The 16514-nt window shown below is 69.1% G+C and carries 17 protein-coding genes; 12 read left to right on the plus strand and 5 right to left on the minus strand.

Annotated elements, in window-relative coordinates:
- Window positions 1-23 precede the first annotated feature (23 nt).
- From C1746_RS19180 to C1746_RS19190, 3 genes are all read right to left on the minus strand, one after another.
- Entirely contained in the window at window positions 24-2093 is a 2070-nt protein-coding gene (locus C1746_RS19180) for a cell wall-binding repeat-containing protein (RefSeq protein WP_116716378.1), read from the minus strand.
- A 50-nt stretch (window positions 2094-2143) separates the two neighbouring features.
- Window positions 2144-2485, minus strand: a complete 342-nt coding sequence (locus C1746_RS19185) for a DUF5655 domain-containing protein (protein WP_116716379.1) — start codon at window positions 2483-2485, stop codon at window positions 2144-2146.
- Between the two features lie 151 nt (window positions 2486-2636).
- On the minus strand, window positions 2637-3092 hold the full coding sequence (locus tag C1746_RS19190; protein WP_116716380.1) for a hypothetical protein: 456 nt from the start codon (window positions 3090-3092) through the stop codon (window positions 2637-2639).
- Between the two features lie 45 nt (window positions 3093-3137).
- Here C1746_RS19190 and C1746_RS19195 point away from each other — a divergent pair, with 45 nt between their 5' ends.
- The 4 genes from C1746_RS19195 to C1746_RS19210 are packed head-to-tail and all read left to right on the plus strand — an operon-like array spanning window position 3138 to window position 5669.
- Entirely contained in the window at window positions 3138-3470 is a 333-nt protein-coding gene (locus tag C1746_RS19195; RefSeq protein ID WP_116716381.1) for a PadR family transcriptional regulator, read from the plus strand.
- Window positions 3463-3999 (plus strand): HAAS signaling domain-containing protein, encoded by a 537-nt coding sequence (locus C1746_RS19200; RefSeq protein WP_414627943.1) that lies wholly within the window; start codon window positions 3463-3465, stop codon window positions 3997-3999. The genes C1746_RS19195 and C1746_RS19200 overlap by 8 nt, the downstream gene beginning before the upstream one ends.
- 33 nt (window positions 4000-4032) lie before the next feature.
- Window positions 4033-5046, plus strand: a complete 1014-nt coding sequence (locus C1746_RS19205; protein ID WP_116716383.1) for an NADP-dependent oxidoreductase — start codon at window positions 4033-4035, stop codon at window positions 5044-5046.
- 47 nt (window positions 5047-5093) lie between these two features.
- Entirely contained in the window at window positions 5094-5669 is a 576-nt protein-coding gene (locus tag C1746_RS19210) for a hypothetical protein (protein WP_162867973.1), read from the plus strand.
- 5 nt (window positions 5670-5674) lie between these two features.
- Here C1746_RS19210 and C1746_RS19215 read toward each other — a convergent pair whose 3' ends face one another.
- Window positions 5675-6958, minus strand: coding sequence for an alpha/beta fold hydrolase (locus C1746_RS19215; protein ID WP_116716385.1), 1284 nt, complete (start codon window positions 6956-6958; stop codon window positions 5675-5677).
- 144 nt (window positions 6959-7102) lie between these two features.
- Here C1746_RS19215 and C1746_RS19220 point away from each other — a divergent pair, with 144 nt between their 5' ends.
- The 8 genes from C1746_RS19220 (at window position 7103) to C1746_RS19260 (ending at window position 15501) form a co-directional block, all read left to right on the plus strand.
- Window positions 7103-7828 (plus strand): TetR/AcrR family transcriptional regulator, encoded by a 726-nt coding sequence (locus tag C1746_RS19220; RefSeq protein ID WP_162867974.1) that lies wholly within the window; start codon window positions 7103-7105, stop codon window positions 7826-7828.
- A complete protein-coding gene (locus tag C1746_RS19225) occupies window positions 7825-8718 on the plus strand; it encodes an ABC transporter ATP-binding protein (RefSeq protein ID WP_116716387.1) in 894 nt (297 codons plus the stop codon). The genes C1746_RS19220 and C1746_RS19225 overlap by 4 nt, the downstream gene beginning before the upstream one ends.
- A complete protein-coding gene (locus tag C1746_RS19230; protein WP_116716388.1) occupies window positions 8718-10367 on the plus strand; it encodes an ABC transporter permease subunit in 1650 nt (549 codons plus the stop codon). The genes C1746_RS19225 and C1746_RS19230 overlap by 1 nt, the downstream gene beginning before the upstream one ends.
- 78 nt (window positions 10368-10445) lie before the next feature.
- The gene (locus C1746_RS19235; RefSeq protein WP_116716389.1) at window positions 10446-11888 is read left to right on the plus strand and encodes a thioredoxin; all 1443 of its coding nucleotides are present in this window, start codon (window positions 10446-10448) and stop codon (window positions 11886-11888) included.
- A gap of 25 nt (window positions 11889-11913) precedes the next feature.
- Window positions 11914-12438 carry a UGSC family (seleno)protein gene (locus C1746_RS23030; RefSeq protein WP_273701425.1) on the plus strand — a complete coding sequence of 175 codons (525 nt, stop codon included), beginning with the start codon at window positions 11914-11916 and terminating at the stop codon, window positions 12436-12438.
- A 62-nt stretch (window positions 12439-12500) separates the two neighbouring features.
- Window positions 12501-14585, plus strand: coding sequence for an ATP-dependent helicase (locus C1746_RS19250; RefSeq protein ID WP_162867975.1), 2085 nt, complete (start codon window positions 12501-12503; stop codon window positions 14583-14585).
- 66 nt (window positions 14586-14651) lie between these two features.
- On the plus strand, window positions 14652-15005 hold the full coding sequence (locus tag C1746_RS19255; RefSeq protein ID WP_116716393.1) for an ArsR/SmtB family transcription factor: 354 nt from the start codon (window positions 14652-14654) through the stop codon (window positions 15003-15005).
- Window positions 14998-15501, plus strand: coding sequence for an SRPBCC domain-containing protein (locus C1746_RS19260; protein ID WP_162867976.1), 504 nt, complete (start codon window positions 14998-15000; stop codon window positions 15499-15501). The genes C1746_RS19255 and C1746_RS19260 overlap by 8 nt, the downstream gene beginning before the upstream one ends.
- Here C1746_RS19260 and C1746_RS19265 read toward each other — a convergent pair.
- Window positions 15498-16463, minus strand: coding sequence for a helix-turn-helix transcriptional regulator (locus tag C1746_RS19265; protein ID WP_116716395.1), 966 nt, complete (start codon window positions 16461-16463; stop codon window positions 15498-15500). The genes C1746_RS19260 and C1746_RS19265 overlap by 4 nt on opposite strands.
- Between the last annotated feature and the right edge of the window lie 51 nt (window positions 16464-16514).

Consider the following 16514-nt stretch of genomic DNA (forward strand, 5'->3'; position numbering starts at 1 on the left):
GGGTCCCCGCCCATCGGCTGTGATCACGGCGCGGTTGCCTCGACCGCGACGCGCACCTGTGGGGCCACCACGTCCGCACCTCCCGCGATGAACACCTCCTCGGCGGGGTAGGCGGAGATGAAGGCGCGGGCCGGCTCTCCTGGCCCGCCTGCGGCTCCGTCCACCAACAGGAGCACCCCCGCAGAGATGGCTGCGGCCGGACCCGCGGCCAGGGTGTCGGGCCAGTCCCTACCGGTCGCCAGCCACAGCGGTCCCCCTGGGGGGACCAACTGGACGGTCCTCTCGGCGACGAGGCGCGACGTCTCGTACCGGGTCGCACCTCCCAGCCGCGCCCGGACGGTCACCCCACGTGCCTGGAGGGCCCGCTCGACGTCGGGCGTGATCGCGGCCTCGCCACCGATGATCGTGACCTCCTCGATCCCGTCCGCTCCCAGGAGGGCAGCCGTCGGCTCGGGGATGCGCGTCGACTCGACGAGCAACAGCGGTTCGCCGGTCAGGGCGGCCAGTCCCGCGGCCGCAACCGCGTCCGGCCAGCCTGACTGGGGATCCGACGCCCCGCCGAGGACCACGTAGCCGTGGGTGGCGTCGAGCCGCGCGGCCACGGCGGCAGCGGTGTCGAAGCGGGAGGGCCCGGCGAGGCGATCGATGGTCATGACTCCGACCATCTCGCGGAGCTGATCGGCCACGACGGCGGAGACGGCTGTCTCGTCCCCGAGGATCACCACATCCGTGGCGCCCAGTCGCCGGATCTCCGCTGCGACCGAGGTCGCCAACTCCGCGGTTGGGGTCAGGAGCAGCGGAGCACCGAGGGAGCCGGCCAGCGCGGAGCCGGCCAGCGCGTCGGGGTAGGCATCCGCGCGAGCCAGGACCACACTGGTGGCAGCCGGGAACGTGGTCCGCGAGACCGCAACGGCCGTCTCCACTCTCGATGGGCCCGACACCTGCTGCGAGATGCCCGGCTTGACGCTGGGGCTGCCGAGGTAGATCCACTCGCGATCCAGCAGTCTCAGTGCGTCGCCCTGGCCGGACGTCGGGGCTGCGACGAGGTTGAACTCCAACGTGCCGCCGCCGGAGCTGGCGAAGACCGCGGTCTGGCCATCGGGTGTGATGGTGAGCCCGAACTCACGGCCCGCGATCTGCGCGACCTGGCGCACCGCGCGTGTCGCCAGATCCAGTGCCCACACGCCTCCTTCCGGCGAGTCCGCCGAGTTGGTGGCTGTACACGTCTCGATGGTGCGGTCCTCGTAGCAGTTGCGGAGGTACAGGACCTCCTGCCCGTCCGGGCTGACGAGCGGCGTGTCGGGCTGCCAGATCGTTCCCCCCAGCAGCTTCTGGATGCCACCCGTTCGTGAGACCTCGTAGAGCGCCCGTGGTGTTCCGATCTGACCGAGGCGTGGGACCGCGCTGATGACGAGACTCGTCGCATCCGGGGTCCACGCCGGCCGCGAGACCAGCAGGTAGTCCTCGCGCGCCATGAGCCGTCGCTCTTCGACGACGCGTAGGGGACGGTCGACGCTCAGCTCGGCGACGACGAGGTCGAGGTACGGAGTGGCGGGATCGCCGCGAGTGAAGGCGAAGGCCGAGCCATCCGGCGCCCACACGGGCATGCCGAGGGATTGCACGGCATCCGTGGGATCCAGACGCTGCAGCGGCCCATCCGGGCGGCCGAGGTCGTCGAGGGGCAGGAGCCCGAGTTCGGTCGCCCCGTCGACGACCTCGGTGCCCGCCAGTGCGACGTGGCGGCCGTCAGGGGACACCGAGAAGAACTGCGTTCCCGACGCCAGGAGCACCGGCTCACGAGAGCCGTCCAGGGCGGCGCTCTTCACTCCTTCGTCGTCGGCGTACACGACCACATCGCCGCCGGGGAGCCAATCGACCGTGCCATGCCCTCGTTCGAGGATCAGGGACTCGCCGTCGTGGAAGGGCAGTCGTGTCCGGTACTCCCCGGACAGGCTCTGGCCGTAGAGCTCGAAGCCCTGGCTGTAGATGACGTCGATCCGCGCGGTGTCGATCGGTGGCGGCGCCTGGCCGGTCGCTGGGACCGTCGCGGCCACGACGAGGAGGAGGGTGAGCGGCGCAAGCAGGGTTCGCATGAAGCCAGAACGCCTGACGGCGGATGACGGTTCACCGTCGTGTCGAACGATTACTCGTCGAAGTCGTAGGCCTCCCCCAGCAGTTCCGCCAGCGTCTCCGTCAGATCTTCCGGGCGGTGCAGGTTGTAGGTGTGGAAGAAGCGGCTGCCCATCCGCTGGATCTTCCGGTCCGGGGCCGGCCGGGGAACCTCACGACCCAGCTTGATGGTGAAGGACGACCACTTGGTCATGGTGCGGAGCTGCGCGAAGTTGCTGCTCCGCTTGATGAACAGGCCGACCTGAACCGGCTCGATCCGCGCGTCCGGCAGGTAGCCGACGAGGTCGATGAGCTTCTCCGCGACAGGCCGTTCGTGGTCCGGGGAGGTCTCGAGCCACTCCTCCAGCGACATCATCGGGGCGCACGTGTGGCCTGCGTTGCGACGACCGAAGGTTCGCTGGCAATCGGGGCAGGTCCACTCGGGCATCCGCCCAGTATTGCGACACCCAGTACGGACGTGTGGCCGAGACCCGATGGTCCCGGCCACGATGCTCGGTGAGCGCGCGCTAGAAGATGCCGCACGTCCGATCCGAGAGCCCGGTGCCGTCGGCGGTGCGCCTGGCCCGGAGACACTCATCGGCAGTGATGACGTCCCACGGCCCAGCGCCCAGGATGAAGCGGTGACTGGCGTAGGCGCGGGCCTCGTTCGCAACGACGCCGCCATCACTGGCCGTCACCCCCTCATAGCGCCACCCGGGGGTCTGGGTCTCCCCACCGGCATCCCGCAGGGAGGCCGACGTGACAGTGTTCCCGGAGGCGCACCATGCCACCACCGTGTAGAAGGTGTAGAGCGTGTTACCGACCGTGGAGGTCTCTTTGTCGTTGGTGCGACCAGTGAAGCAGCCGGCGGCTTGCATGGTTAGCGGCTCACCGTTGGCGGCGTAGATCTGTGCGGTTCGGCGAGCTTCCTCATCGATGGGTACTGGTGCGAGGACGGTGGTCTCCGTCCGCGCAGAAAGCATCGTGTCGACGAACCGCTGGCGTTCCGTCGGTTCAAGTGTCTCGAGGTGAGCCTCCAACTGACCCAGTTGCGCAAGGGAACACTTGAGTTCTGCGTGCTCGCGGTGCTTGAGCAGGGTCCGGCGTATGGCCTGGAGATCGCGGAGGAACTCATGGCGCGCGAGACACTGCTGCAAGCCCAGGGAACGCTCTATCCGCTTCTTGGACGCTTGCGCAAGCGCGGACTGGTGAGCACCCGATGGGAGGAGTCGCCCACTGGGCCACCGCGGCGCTACTACGCGCTGACCGACCTGGGCCACGAGACAATTGCGACCTTCCGCTCGGTATGGAAACCCTTCTCCGAGGACGTCGACACCATGCTGGGGTCAAGAGATGCCTGACCGAGTACCAACCGATCCGTCTGCTCACCCATTGGCCCACGCCTACCTCGAGGACCTGAGGCGGTCGTTGATGCACACCGATGCGTCCACTCGCGAGGAGGTCGTGAGATCGGTGGCCGAACACATCCAGCAGGCCATGTCCGCCGGAATGGAGGACGTCGGCGAGATCCTGGACGAGTTAGGACCGGTTGAGGCGATCGCCGCCGACGTGGAGCACGACCCACCGCCGGGCGACGTGCGGGAGGCAGCCCCGACGTCCCGCTGGTGGCTGCTACTGGGCAGCGCGGCACTGTCACTCGTTCTGCTGCCACTCGTGCCATTCCTGGCACTGGCCCTCGGTCTGGCGACTGCGATAGCCAGCTTGATCGCCCGTGTTGCCACGGCTGAACGTCCCTGGCAAATCAGTGCAGCGTTGGCGATCAGCACGACGACGCTCGTGCTCGGCATCATCGGCGGTCTGTTCCTGGCGCCGAGCCCGACCGGCGGGTCAACGACCGACCTACCCGCCGCACCGGCCGCGACGGAGTGAGTCCCGGCGGCACCCCCAGTAGGGTGTGCCGGCATGACGGATCGCACCAGCCTCGACGTCCACCTCGTCTCACGCCCCGACGGCGAGCCGACCCCTGCGAACTTCCGGGTGGTCGAGTCGGCGGTGCGTGAGCCCGGTGAGGGTGACGTGGTTGTGGCCAACCGGTTCATCTCCGTCGACCCGTACATGCGCGGGCGGATGCGGGACCGCAAGTCCTACGTCCCGCCGTTCCAGCTGAACGAGACCATGCAGGGCGGCGCCGTCGGCGAGGTGGTGGAGTCGAACAGCCCGGACCTGCCGGTCGGCACCAACGTCGTGCACGGGCTGGGCTGGCGGCAGTACGCCGTCCTCCCCGCGGCTCAGACCCAACCGGTCGCCGAGGCCGACGTTCCCCTGAGTGCCAACCTCGGCGTGCTCGGCATGACGGGCCAGACCGCCTACGTCGGGCTGTTCACGATTGCTGAGATGAAAGAGGGTGACACCGTCTTCGTCTCCGGTGCCGCTGGTGCCGTTGGGTCCGTCGTGGCCCAGATGGCACGCAATCGTGGCGCGCGGGCCGTGATCGGCTCGGCCGGATCGGCGGAGAAGGTCGCCTTCCTGACCGAGGAACTCGGCGTGGACGCCGCCTTCAACTACCGCGACGGCTCACCCACTGACCTGCTGGCCGACGCCGCCCCCAACGGCATCGACGTCTACTTCGACAACGTCGGGGGCGACCACCTCGAAGCCGCCATCCACGCGCTCCGTCCGTTCGGCCGCGTGGCGCTGTGCGGCATGATCGCCCAGTACAACGCCACCGACCCCGTTCCCGGCCCGGCCAACCTCATGTTCGCCGTCGGCAAGCGCTTGCGGATGCAGGGCTTCATCGTCAGCGATCACAACGACATCCGTCCGGCCTTCCTCCGAGAGGCCGGTCAGTGGCTGGCGGAGGGCAAGCTCCGCCACGACGAGACGGTGGTCGAGGGCATCGAGAACGCCCCCCAGGCCTTCATCGACATGCTGGCCGGGGCGAACACCGGGAAGATGGTGGTCTCGGTCTCACCCTGAGCCTGGTGCCCCTGCGGTGGACCCGACCGAGTGCGACCCTGGCCGGGATGATCGACACCACAGCCATCTTCATCCACGTCCTGGCCGCGATCGGCATGGTCGGCGGGGGCGTGGCCCAGGTCTACGCCGGGTCTCGGGCTCGCCAGGCCACCACCTCGCCGATGCTGCGGGAGTGGCTGCGGGCCGTGCGGGTGGCGGGCTTCGTCGTTCTCGGCTCGGCCGTGGCGTCGCTCGCCACAGGTGGCCACCTCGCCGGCGCGGTGTGGACCACCGACGCGCGGAGCGGCTTCTCCCACCCCTTCATCACCCTTGGCGCCGTGGCGTTGCTCCTCCTCGCACCGGTCGGGCCCATGATCGGAGGGCGGCGGATCCGCGGGCTGCTGACCGATCTGCCGGACGAGGGCCCGGTCCCCGCTCCGATCCGGAACGCGGTGGGCGCCCCATCGCTGTGGGGCCCGGTCCACTCGCTGCCCGGGGTGTCCGTTGCGCTGGTCGCTGTGATGATCTACAAGCCCGAGAGTTGGGTGGTCACCGGTGTGATCCTGCTGGTCGGGTTTGCGCTCGGATGGGCCCGCGGCGCCACCGTCCAGCGGGGAGCGACGCCGACGCCCGCCACGGGGTAGGACGGCTACTGACCCAACGTCCAGAGGAAGTCGAGCAGCCGCTCCGCCGTGCGATGTCGGTGCTCGAACTGTGGCAGGTGGCCGGTGTCCTCCCAGACCTCGACCTCGGCATCGGGTAGCGCGGCACGGACCACCTCGGCCTGCGTCGGGTTGACCAGGACGTCGCTGTCCCCGAACACCCAGCACGACGGCACCGTCAGGCCGGGGACCCGGTCCCAGAAGGCATCGTCGTCCTCCTTGCTGACCTGTCTGGCCGTCGAGAAGAGCGCGTTGCGGTGCCGGGCGGCGGCCACGGACTGGAGGACGTCGTCACGGGCAGCAGCCAGGTTGGCTGCCGGCACCCGTGAGGGGTCAGCCAGCAGCGAGGCCAGCAGACGATCGACCACGGCCCGGCCGATCGACCCGCGGGTCCGCCACGGCACCGGCGCTGGCACGCTGTCGTGTGCGCCGGCCTCGGAGCTGTGCGCGATGCCGAGCAGCCGGCGGATGGGACGGTGCGCCTCGAAGCCCATGGCAGGACAGAGCAGGAAGACACCCTCGAGCAGTTCGGGGTGACGGAGCCCGACCTCGACGGCCAGCCGGCCACCGAGGGAGTTGCCGACCAGCACGGCATCGCGAACGCGAAGTCCGCTGAGGAGCAGCACGACGGCCTGTGCCAGCCACTCGGGTGTGTAGGGCGCGTCCCAGGGGGCGTCGGAGTGGCCGAATCCCGGCAGGTCGATCGCGATGACCCGGTGCGTTCGCGCCACAGGGGCGAGCACGGGGAGCAAGGAGACCTTGGAGGCGCCCAGGCCGTGGATGAACACCACCGGATCCCCATCGGTCGGACCGGCGGTGTACACCGCCAGGCGGACGGGCACGTGGCGACCGCTGCGCATCGGCAGCTCGATCTGGACGGTCCGCATGCGCGGATGCCAGCCGGACCAGGGAGACCGGGGTGGGCGGCTGAAGAGGCTGTCCAACTCGAGCGCATCGTTCAGGTCTCCCTCGATCCGCAGGGCGCCGCGGAAGAACAGCTCCAGGCCGCTGACCGCACCTCGACCCAGGTCGTGCCAGGACCGCTGATCCATCCGGATGGTCGCGTCCACCGGATCCTCACCGGGCGTGACCACTCTCGCGGAGATGTGGTCGCACCCGATGATGACGTCGTGCTCGTCCTCGACGACCAGGCGGAAGATCTTCGTGGTGCCATCGGTCACGCGGCCGGGCAGGTACCGGCTAACCAGCGCCTGCACGCTGGGGTGAGCGGCGTCGGCGTCGAATACTCGCCGTGACGGTTGGTCGGCCATCGCCGCGGGACGCTACGTGATGCGGTCGGACGATTCCACGAGGCCGAGGTGTCCGGACGGGCTTGTGACCGGCGGGCACGTCGATGTCGCCGTCCCAATCGACCGATCTTGACGAGTATTGAACAGATGTTTAGTATGCTGAACGTGAGTTCAAGATCGGCGGAGGCGGCACTCGAGGAGCAATCGACCCCTGCTCGGATCCGGGATGCGGCGATCCGACACATCGCGGCCCACGGCGTCGCCGACACCACCGCCCGCGGCGTCGCGCGTGACGCCGACGTGTCACCGGGCCTGGTGATCCATCACTTCGGATCGATGGATCGGTTGCGCGTGGTCTGCGACCAGCATGTGGTTGCGGTCATCCGTCGGAGCAAGACCCGTGCGATGAGCGCAGGCAGCCTGGATCCGCTGGCAGCTGCCCGGGACACCTCGATCGACCTCCCCGTGCTCGCCTACCTCGCGCGCACCCTGACCGATGGCAGCCCGCACGTCGCCGAACTCGTGGCCGAGATGGCGGAGGACGCCGTCGGGTACCTGAAGGCAGGTCAGGAGACCGGTGTGATCGGGCAGGTCGAGGACCTCCGTGGCGCGGCGACCGTGCTGACCATCTGGTCCCTCGGGGCCATCGTCCTGCACGAACACGTCAACGCCCTGCTCGGCGTGGATCTGCTGTCGACGGACCTGATGACCAGCCCCAAGGCACTGCGGAACTACCAGCTGCCCGCACTCGACCTGATGTCCGGCGACCTCATCCCCGCCCACGTCCGCGCCCAGATCAGGACGGTGCTGGGAGCGGAGTCCCCGAACGAGCAGCCCCGGGACAGCGATCCATCGAGCGAAGAGACGCTCAGCAAGGAGGCCGAGCAATGACCGCGTACGCCATCGAGACGACCGGACTGACCAAGGACTACGGGGACGTCCGGGCCCTGGTCGACCTGACCCTCACCGTCGACCGGGGCGAGGTCTTCGGCTTCCTGGGACCCAACGGGGCGGGGAAGACCACCATGATCCGAACGATCCTGGATCTCATCAGGCCGACGGCCGGGCGCGCCCAGATCCTCGGCCTCGACTCGCACGCCGACGCCGTGGAGATCCGGCGCCACATCGGCTACCTGCCCGGTGATCTGGCGCTGTACCCCAACCTGACCGGCCGGGACACCCTGACCTTCTTCGCCAACCTCCGCGGCGGGGTGGACTGGGCGGTCGTGGACCAGCTGGCCGACCGCCTCGGGGCCGACCTCTCGAAGAAGGTCGGCGAGTACTCGACCGGGAACCGCCAGAAGATCGGGCTGATCCAAGCCTTCATGAACGAACCGCAGGTGATCATCATGGACGAGCCCAGCACCGGCCTGGACCCGTTGGTGCAGCAGGAGTTCCAGGCCCTGATGCGTGAGGTCGCAGACGTCGGGCGCACCGTCTTCCTGTCCAGCCACACGCTGAGCGAGGTCCAACGGGCAGCCGATCGGGTCGGCATCATCCGTCAGGGACACCTGGTTGATGTCGAGTCGGTCCACGCCTTGCGGTCGAAAGCCATCCGACGGGTGGAGATGACCTTCGAGGACCCCGTCGACACGGCTCCGTTCTCGGCGCTTGCCGGCGCGGAGGACGTGGAAGTCGACCACCACACGATCAGGCTGTCCTGGGGCGGGCACATGTCGGAGCTGTTGGCCGTGGCCGGGGCCCATCAACTCGTCGACATCAACTCCCAGGAAGCCGATCTGGAGGAGATCTTCCTGGCCTACTACCGCGAGGAGGCGTGATGCTCGCCACCATGGCCACGAAGAGCCTGCGCGACCGGTGGACTTCGATCCTGTACGCGGGTGTGGGGATCGCGGTGTTGCTGCTGATGACCATGGCGGTCTACACCCAGATCGACACGGCGTTCTACTACGAACTACCGGCACCGATGCTCGAGGCGTTCGGCATCTCCGCGGACCTCGGGGGCATCGGCGGCATTGCGTACGGCGCGATGTACGACCTGATGGGCGCGATGACGGTGGCTGGTGTCGCCATCTCGATCGGTGCCGGCGCCGTGGCCGGTGAGGAACAGGCTGGGACGATGGGGTTGCTGCTGGCCAATCCCCGCAGCCGCCGCCAGGTCGTGCTGTCCAAGATCGCAGCACTGGTGGCCCTGGTGGCGGTTGCCGGCGTGCTGCTGTGGGCGGCGGGCCGGCTCGTGCCCCTCGTACTCGATGTGGACGTGACCGGGATCCAGGTCGCCGCCCTGTCGACCCATCTGGCGGCCGGAGCCCTCGTGTGGGGGATGCTGGCACTTGCTGTCGGAGCCGTCACCGGCCGTCAGCTGACCGCGGTCGGAGCAGCCGCTGGTGCGATGGTGATCAGCTGGCTCGCCACCTCCCTCCTCCCGCTGAACGCGTCCACAGCGGAGCTGGCCCGCGCGTTCCCCTGGTACTACTTCAACAGCAGCCAGCCGGAGCTGAACGGCATCAACTGGGGGCACCTCTCGGTGCTGATCGCGCTGAGCCTGGCGCTCGGCGTGGTCGCCGTCGTGGGGTTCGCCCGCCGAGATCTGCGTGGCGGCGGGGGACGGACAGTGCTCGACTGGCTGCGCACGAACCCCCGGACCCGGGCGCTGGCCGAGCGGCTCGCCGGCTCGACGCGCGTCTCCGGCTTGACGGCCAAGACCATCTCCGACCGGCAGGCGCTCCTCACCGCGTGTTCGCTGATCATGGTCTACCTGGGGCTCGCGTCCGGCCCCCTGTACACCATCCTTCCCGAGTCGTTCACCGCCACGTTCGCTGACGCACCAGACGCGCTGCTCGCTGCAGTTGGGGGGGCCGACGTGTCGACGCCCAGCGGTTGGTTGCAGCAGCAGGTCTTCTCGATCATGTTGCCGCTGGTTGCGATCACGCTGTTGGGTTCGGTTGCTGCACGTGCGCTGTCCGGGGCCGAGGATGATCACACGATGGGGTTGGTGCTGGCCAGCCCCGTCTCCCGCACCCAGGTCGTGCTGGGCATCGTCCGAGCCCTGCTGGCCTACGCCCTCGCCCTGGCCGTGGTCACCGCCGCAATGACGATGGTCGGGGTGGTGCTGGCCGGTCTGGACGTCAGCCTCGTCGGCATCATGACGATCTCGATCCTCGGTTCCCTGCTGGGTCTGGTGCACGGTGGCATCGCGCTGCTGGTCGCGGCCGCCACCGGTCGCACCAAGGTGGCGATCTACACGGCTGCGGGGATCGGGCTCCTGGGCTACATGATGGAGTCGTTCTTCCCGCTGGCCGAGTCGTTCGAGCCCCTCGCGGCACTCTCACCCTTCCACTACTTCAACGGGGGAGATCCGCTGTCCGGTGATGTCCCGTGGACCGATGCCGGGGTGTTGCTCGTGCTCTTCGGCCTGCTGGCGGGTGCCGCGGTGACGGCGTTCAATCGTCGGGACCTGCGGGGCTGAGCACGGATCGACCTGACGCAGGTCGGCGCACCACACCACGTACTAGCGTGTTGCCCACACCTGAGGACTGGAGCCACGATGACCAACGCCCCGACACTGCCCGACGGGCTCGTCATAGTGGTCAAGGAGGAGTGCGAGACCTGCCAGACCGTGGTGGGTGTGCTCACTCGCCTGCAGGCTGAACTCGGGGCGAGCATCTACTCCCAGGACAACCCCGCCTTCCCGCCAGCAGCCGACGTCGTCCACGACGAGGACCTCTCGGTCAGCTGGCACCACGACATCGAGACGGTGCCCACCTTGATCCGGGTGTCTGACGGCCATGAGGTCGAGCGCACCGTCGGCTGGGATCGCCAGGAGTGGCAGCGCATCAGCGGCGTCGAGGATCTTGGTGCCGAACTTCCGGCCATGCGGCCCGGGTGCGGCTCGATGTCCGTCGACCCCAGCCGCGTGGATGCGCTCCGGGCGCGGTTCTCCGGGTCACGCCTCGCAGCCCGCCGGATCGAGCTCGGATCGGCTGAGGATCCGATCGAGATGATGTTCTCACGCGGGTGGAGCGACGGTCTGCCGGTGGTGCCGCCCACCGAGGCCCGGGTGACGGCGATGCTGGAGGGCACAGCCCGCGATCCCGCCGAGATCGTCGCCACCGTCCCACCCGATCTGGTCGATGTAACCGTCGAGAAGGTGGCCATCGCCGCGGTGATGGCCGGCTGTCGGCCGGAGTACCTCCCCTGGGTGCTGACCGCGGTCGAGGCCACCTGCAACGACACCTTCAACATGCACGGACTCCTGGCCACGACGATGCCCGTCGGGCCGGTGATCATCTGCAGCGGCCCCGGGACGCGTGCCATCGGCATGAACGCCGGAGGCAACGCGCTCGGGCAGGGCAACCGCGCCAACTCGACCATCGGTCGGGCCCTGCAACTGGTGGTGCGCAACGTCGGTGGAGGTCGTCCCGGGGAGGTGGACCGGTCGACCCACGGTGGACCGGGCAAGCTCTCGTTCTGCTTCGCCGAGAACGACGGTGACAGTCCGTACGGCCGTCTTGCGGGGGAGCACGGAATCGACGACGGCGTCGATGCGGTGACCGTCTTCGCCGGTGAGGGGCCCCGCTGCGTGGTCGACCAGATCTCCCGGGAGCCGGACTCCCTGGCGCGGTCCCTCGCGGCTAGCCTGCAGGCCCTCCACCACCCCAAGCTCGTCATCGCCTTCGATGCCGTCCTGGTGATGGGGCCCGAGCACGCCAGGGTCTTCGCCGACGCCGGGATGGATCGAGAAGAGATCACCGACCTCATCACCTCCCACTGCACCCGACCGGGGTCGGAGCTCATCCGCGGGGCCGGCGGCATCGCCGAGGGGATCCCGGCGGAGATGGGTGAGATGGAGGCCATCCCGAAGTTCCGGCCCGGTGGATTGATGCTCGCGTACGCGGGTGGGGGCGCCGGTCTGTTCAGCGAGATCATCGGCGGCTGGGTGAACGGCGAGATGGGCTCGGAGCCGGTCACGCGGGCTGTGCAATACTGACCCTGTCCCCGACCCGGAGCTGGCCATGCCGATCACGATCCTCGACCCGACCGGTGAGCAGCAGGTCGCTGAGCGGCAACCGCTGCCGCGACCCGCGTCGCTCGAGGGCAAGACCGTCGCCCTGCTCGACATCTCCAAGCCTCGTGGCGACGTGTTCCTGGACCGCATCGAGCAGCGGCTGGGCGAGCAGGGGGTCGCCGTCCGTCGCTACCGCAAGCCCACCTTCTCCAAGCCGGCACCACCGGACCTTCGGGCTGAGATCGCCGAGGAGTGCCATCTCGTCATCGAGGCGCTGGCTGATTGAGGCTCGTGCACGTCGTGCAGTGTGCATGACATCGCAGAGCTCGAGCTTCGAGGTCTCCCCGGCGTCTTCGTCGCGTCGGAGCAGTTCATCGAGGCCGCCGCGGCTCAGTCGACGTCGCTCGGCTTCCCGTCCGCCGCGCGGGTGTTCACCCCGCACCCGATCCAGGACCGGACGGATGAGGAGATGGTGGCCTACGCGGACGACATCTTCGAGTCCGTCGTGGAGGCACTGACGGCCGACAGCTAGCCCTGCGGACTGTGGACAACCGGGCTGTGGTGACGCACCCGGCCGATACGCTCCGCGTCACCGTGTCCGCGCACCCCTCCACTGCCGTGAGCCCAACCGTCCCCGACCACCTGCTCGCGCAGCTGAACCCCGAGCAGGCCCAGGCCGCCGCGCTTCCGACCGGGCCCGTTCGCATCCTGGCCGGTGCCGGGACCGGCAAGACGAGGACGATCACCCACCGGATCGCCGGGCAGATCGCCTCGGGGGCGTTCGAGGCGTCCCAGATCCTGGCCGTCACCTTCACCGAGCGCGCCGCCGCGGAGATGCGGACCCGGATCCTCCACCTGCTCGCCACCGACACCCCCGAGCGACCGCCCAGCGTCCGCGCACTCACCTTCCACGCCGCTGCCTGGGCGCAGGTCCGCCACTTCTGGCCGGACCTCGTGGCCGCAGAGGTGGTGACACCACCCGACCACGGCGGCCTGCCAGAGGTGCTGACCAGCAAGCTGCCCCTCCTCGGTCCCATCGCCCGGCGAATCGGTGTCGACGCCGCCGACCTGGCTGCCGAGGTGGAGTGGGCCGCGAGCGCCGACCTCGACCCCGCCGCCGTCGCCGCAGGTGACCGTGACGAGGTGCTGCCACCCGACACCCTGGCAAGCGTCATCGAGTCCTACACCGCAGAGAAGGCCCGTCGCGGCGCGATCGACTACGAGGACATGCTGCGACTGGCGCGGCGACTGACCGAGCTGCCCGACCCTGCCGCCACGATCCGGGAGCGCTACCGCGCGTTCACCGTCGATGAGTTCCAAGACACCAACACCCTCCAGTGGCGACTGCTCCGCGCCTGGGTCGGCGACCGCGACGACGTCTGCGTCGTCGGCGACCCGGCCCAGACGATCTTCAGCTTCACCGGGGCGAACGCCGAGTTCCTCCGGCGCTTCCACCGCCACTTCCCCGGCACCCAGACCGTGGGCCTGGATCGCTCCTACCGCTCGACCCCGCAGATCCTCGAACTGTCCAACCGCGTGCTCGGCCGCCGGGCTCCGGATCTGCGGCCGACCATCTCAGACGACGGTGCACCACGCCCGCTGATCGCCGAGCACGCCGACGAGGATGCCGAGATCGCCGCCGTGGTGTCTGCCATCACGACGCTGGCGGAATCGGGCGTCCCCTACCACGAGATGGCGATCTGCTACCGGATCAACGCCCAGGCCGCCGGCTGGGAGGACGCGCTTCGCAAGGCCGGTGTCCCGGTGACGGTCCGCGGCGAGGGGTCCTTCTACGACCGGCAGGAGGTGCGACGGGCGATCCGGGCGCTGACCCAGGCCGTGACCCAACCCCAGCCGGAGTCGGCCCCGCCGATCGCCGACGGTCCGGTTGTCAACCCCAACGTCACCGCAGAGGTCGAGCGCGTCTTCGCGCAGGCGCTGTCCTGGCGGCCCGGGGTGCCGCCCAGCGGCCGTCGTCAGCGGGATCGCTGGGAGGCGATCGAGGCGGTCCGGGACGAGGCCGGCGACCTGGCGGACCGGGGGGCGGACCTGCCGACCATCGCCGCGGAGCTGTCCGGCCGTGTGGCCGCGGGGGTGGACCACACCGCCAACGCCGTGACGCTCATGTCCCTGCATCGGGCGAAGGGGACCGAGTTCGACGCCGTGTTCATCGTCGCCGCCGAGGAGGGCCTGCTGCCGATCAGCTACGCCGAGACCGATGAGGAGGTCGACGAGGAGCGGCGACTGCTGTACGTCGGGGTGACGCGTGCCAGGAGATGGCTGTCAATCACTTGGGCCGGCTCGCGTCCGTCGCGATCCGGGCGGCAGACCACACGGCGGCCCAGCCGATTCCTCTACGGGCTGGGTGAGGGTGCCCCCTCCCCCGGCCAGCGCCGAGGGAAGCCGGACTCCGGTCGGCGGAGCACCCGTGGGTCGCTGGACGACCTGCCCGACGGAGCAGATCCCGTGCTGGCCGAGAAGCTCCGCGGGTGGCGCCTCGAGCGGTCGCGGACCGACGATGTCCCCGCCTTCGTCGTGTTCAACGACGCCACCCTCATCGAGCTGGCAACGCATCGGCCGATCGACCGTCGGGCGCTTCTGCGGATCCGCGGCATCGGGCCGGCCAAGGCCGACCGGTACGGCGCCGAGTTGTTGGCCGTGATCGCAGGCCGCTCCTAACCAACGTGAGCTCCGGACGCACCCGGCCGTTGACAGCAGGCTCAAAGGGTGAGATAATTCTCACCTATGACGGAGCGAACGGCGGACGACCTCGACCACGTGTGGTCGGCACTCGCCAACCCCATCCGGCGTCGCATGCTCGATGTCCTGCGCGAGGGCGCTTGCTCGACCGGTCGTCTGGTCGAGCAGGTCGATGCTGATCGTGATGTGGTGATCCAGCACCTCAGGGTCCTCCGTCAGGCGGACCTGGTGACGGTGACCAAGGCCGGTCGACGCCGGATCAACCACCTCAACGTCATCCCCATCCAGCTGATCTACGAGCGCTGGGTGTCCGCCTACGAGGGCCACTGGGCATCCGCGCTCACCGGCTTGAAGTCAACCCTCGAGACCCGCGAGACCAAGGAGAGCGATAGTGCGTGACCTACGACAGGCAATCGACATCAAGGCCCCGATCACCGACGTGTGGGACGAGATCACCAAGCTCGGCACCGTGCAGCGAGCGATGATGGACACGGTGCTCCGAACCGTGCTCGAGGTCGGCGCGAAGCTGCGCTACACCTCCCGGGACGGGTCGCGATCGTTCATCGTGGGCGAGTTCACCGAGATCGACGCACCGACGAGACTCCAGCACACATACTCGATGACGATGCGAGACGACCCCGACACCCTCGTGACGTGGTCGCTCGAGGACCTCGATGGAACGACAACCCGCGTCACGGTCACCCACACCGGTTGGCCGTCAGACACCAAGGGGCTGGAGCAGATCGACTCCACCTGGGGTGGCATCCTCTCCGACCTCAAGTTGCTGCTGGAGACTGGATCGATCTCGACTGGCTCTCGGCTGAAGTTCGCGATTATGCGGCGGTTCCACTGGGCCCTTCCGAAGGCGACCAAGACTCCCCAGGGCGCGGTCTAGGACCGGGACAGGAGCGCGGAGGCGTGGGCGCGGACGGCGGCCTGGAGCGCCTCCGGGCGGATCTTGATCAGGCGCCACGGCAGCCACGCGACGAAGCGGGCCATCGCCACCAGGTCTTCGGCCCCCACGGTGATTCTTGTGGCGTCGTTCTCGGTGCTCAACTCCACATGCTCCCCCAGCTGTGCTCTGACCACCGACTCCGGGGCCGCCACCACGATCTCGCACCGGTGTCTCCACGACTCGACCACCAAGCCGTGTCGTAACTCCACCGCGGGGTTGGAGGGTGGCTGGGTGGCTGGCTTGTCGGTTCGCAGGACACCGAGGATCCGGTCGAGCCGAAAGGACCGGCCATCCTCGCGGAGGTGATCGTGGGCTCGCAGGTACCACCGGTCGCCGTGCCGCACCAGCGCGTGGGGGCTGACCTCCCGGCTGGTGCGCTGGCCCTCCCGATCGCGGTAGGACACCACAACCCGCTGACCCTCCTCGATGGCCTGCGCCACCCGGAGGACGACCTCTGAGGAGAGCGACCCGGTATCACTCTGCGGGGCAGGGTCCTCGTCGCTGTGCCGGTTCAACTGCCGGCGGAGCGTCCCGACCCGCCGTCGTACGTCCTGCGGCAGCAGCTCCTCGATTCGCTCTGCCACGGTCTCCGCGTCGGGCGCCACCACGCCGCGATCCACTGCGGTGCGGATCCCGAGCACCACGGCGACGGCCTCGTGGTCCGCCAGCAGCAATGGGGGCAGTCGACCACCGGTCACCAGCCGGTACCCCCCATGCCGCCCTCGGGTTGACTCGACGGCGATGCCGAGGTCCCGAATCCTGTCGATGTCTCGCCGGATGGTTCGCTGGGTGACGCCGAATCGCCCGGCCAGCTCGCCGGCGCCGACCGTCCCGTGACGCTCGAGCACGTCGAGGACGTCGAGGACTCGCGCCAGGGGTGTCGCACTGGGTGTCAGAGTCATGGGTAATCAAGACAGTATCTGTCCGCAATGTGGTGCACGGTGGCCGGGTCC

Source organism: Euzebya tangerina (genome assembly GCF_003074135.1).
GTDB lineage: Bacteria > Actinomycetota > Nitriliruptoria > Euzebyales > Euzebyaceae > Euzebya > Euzebya tangerina.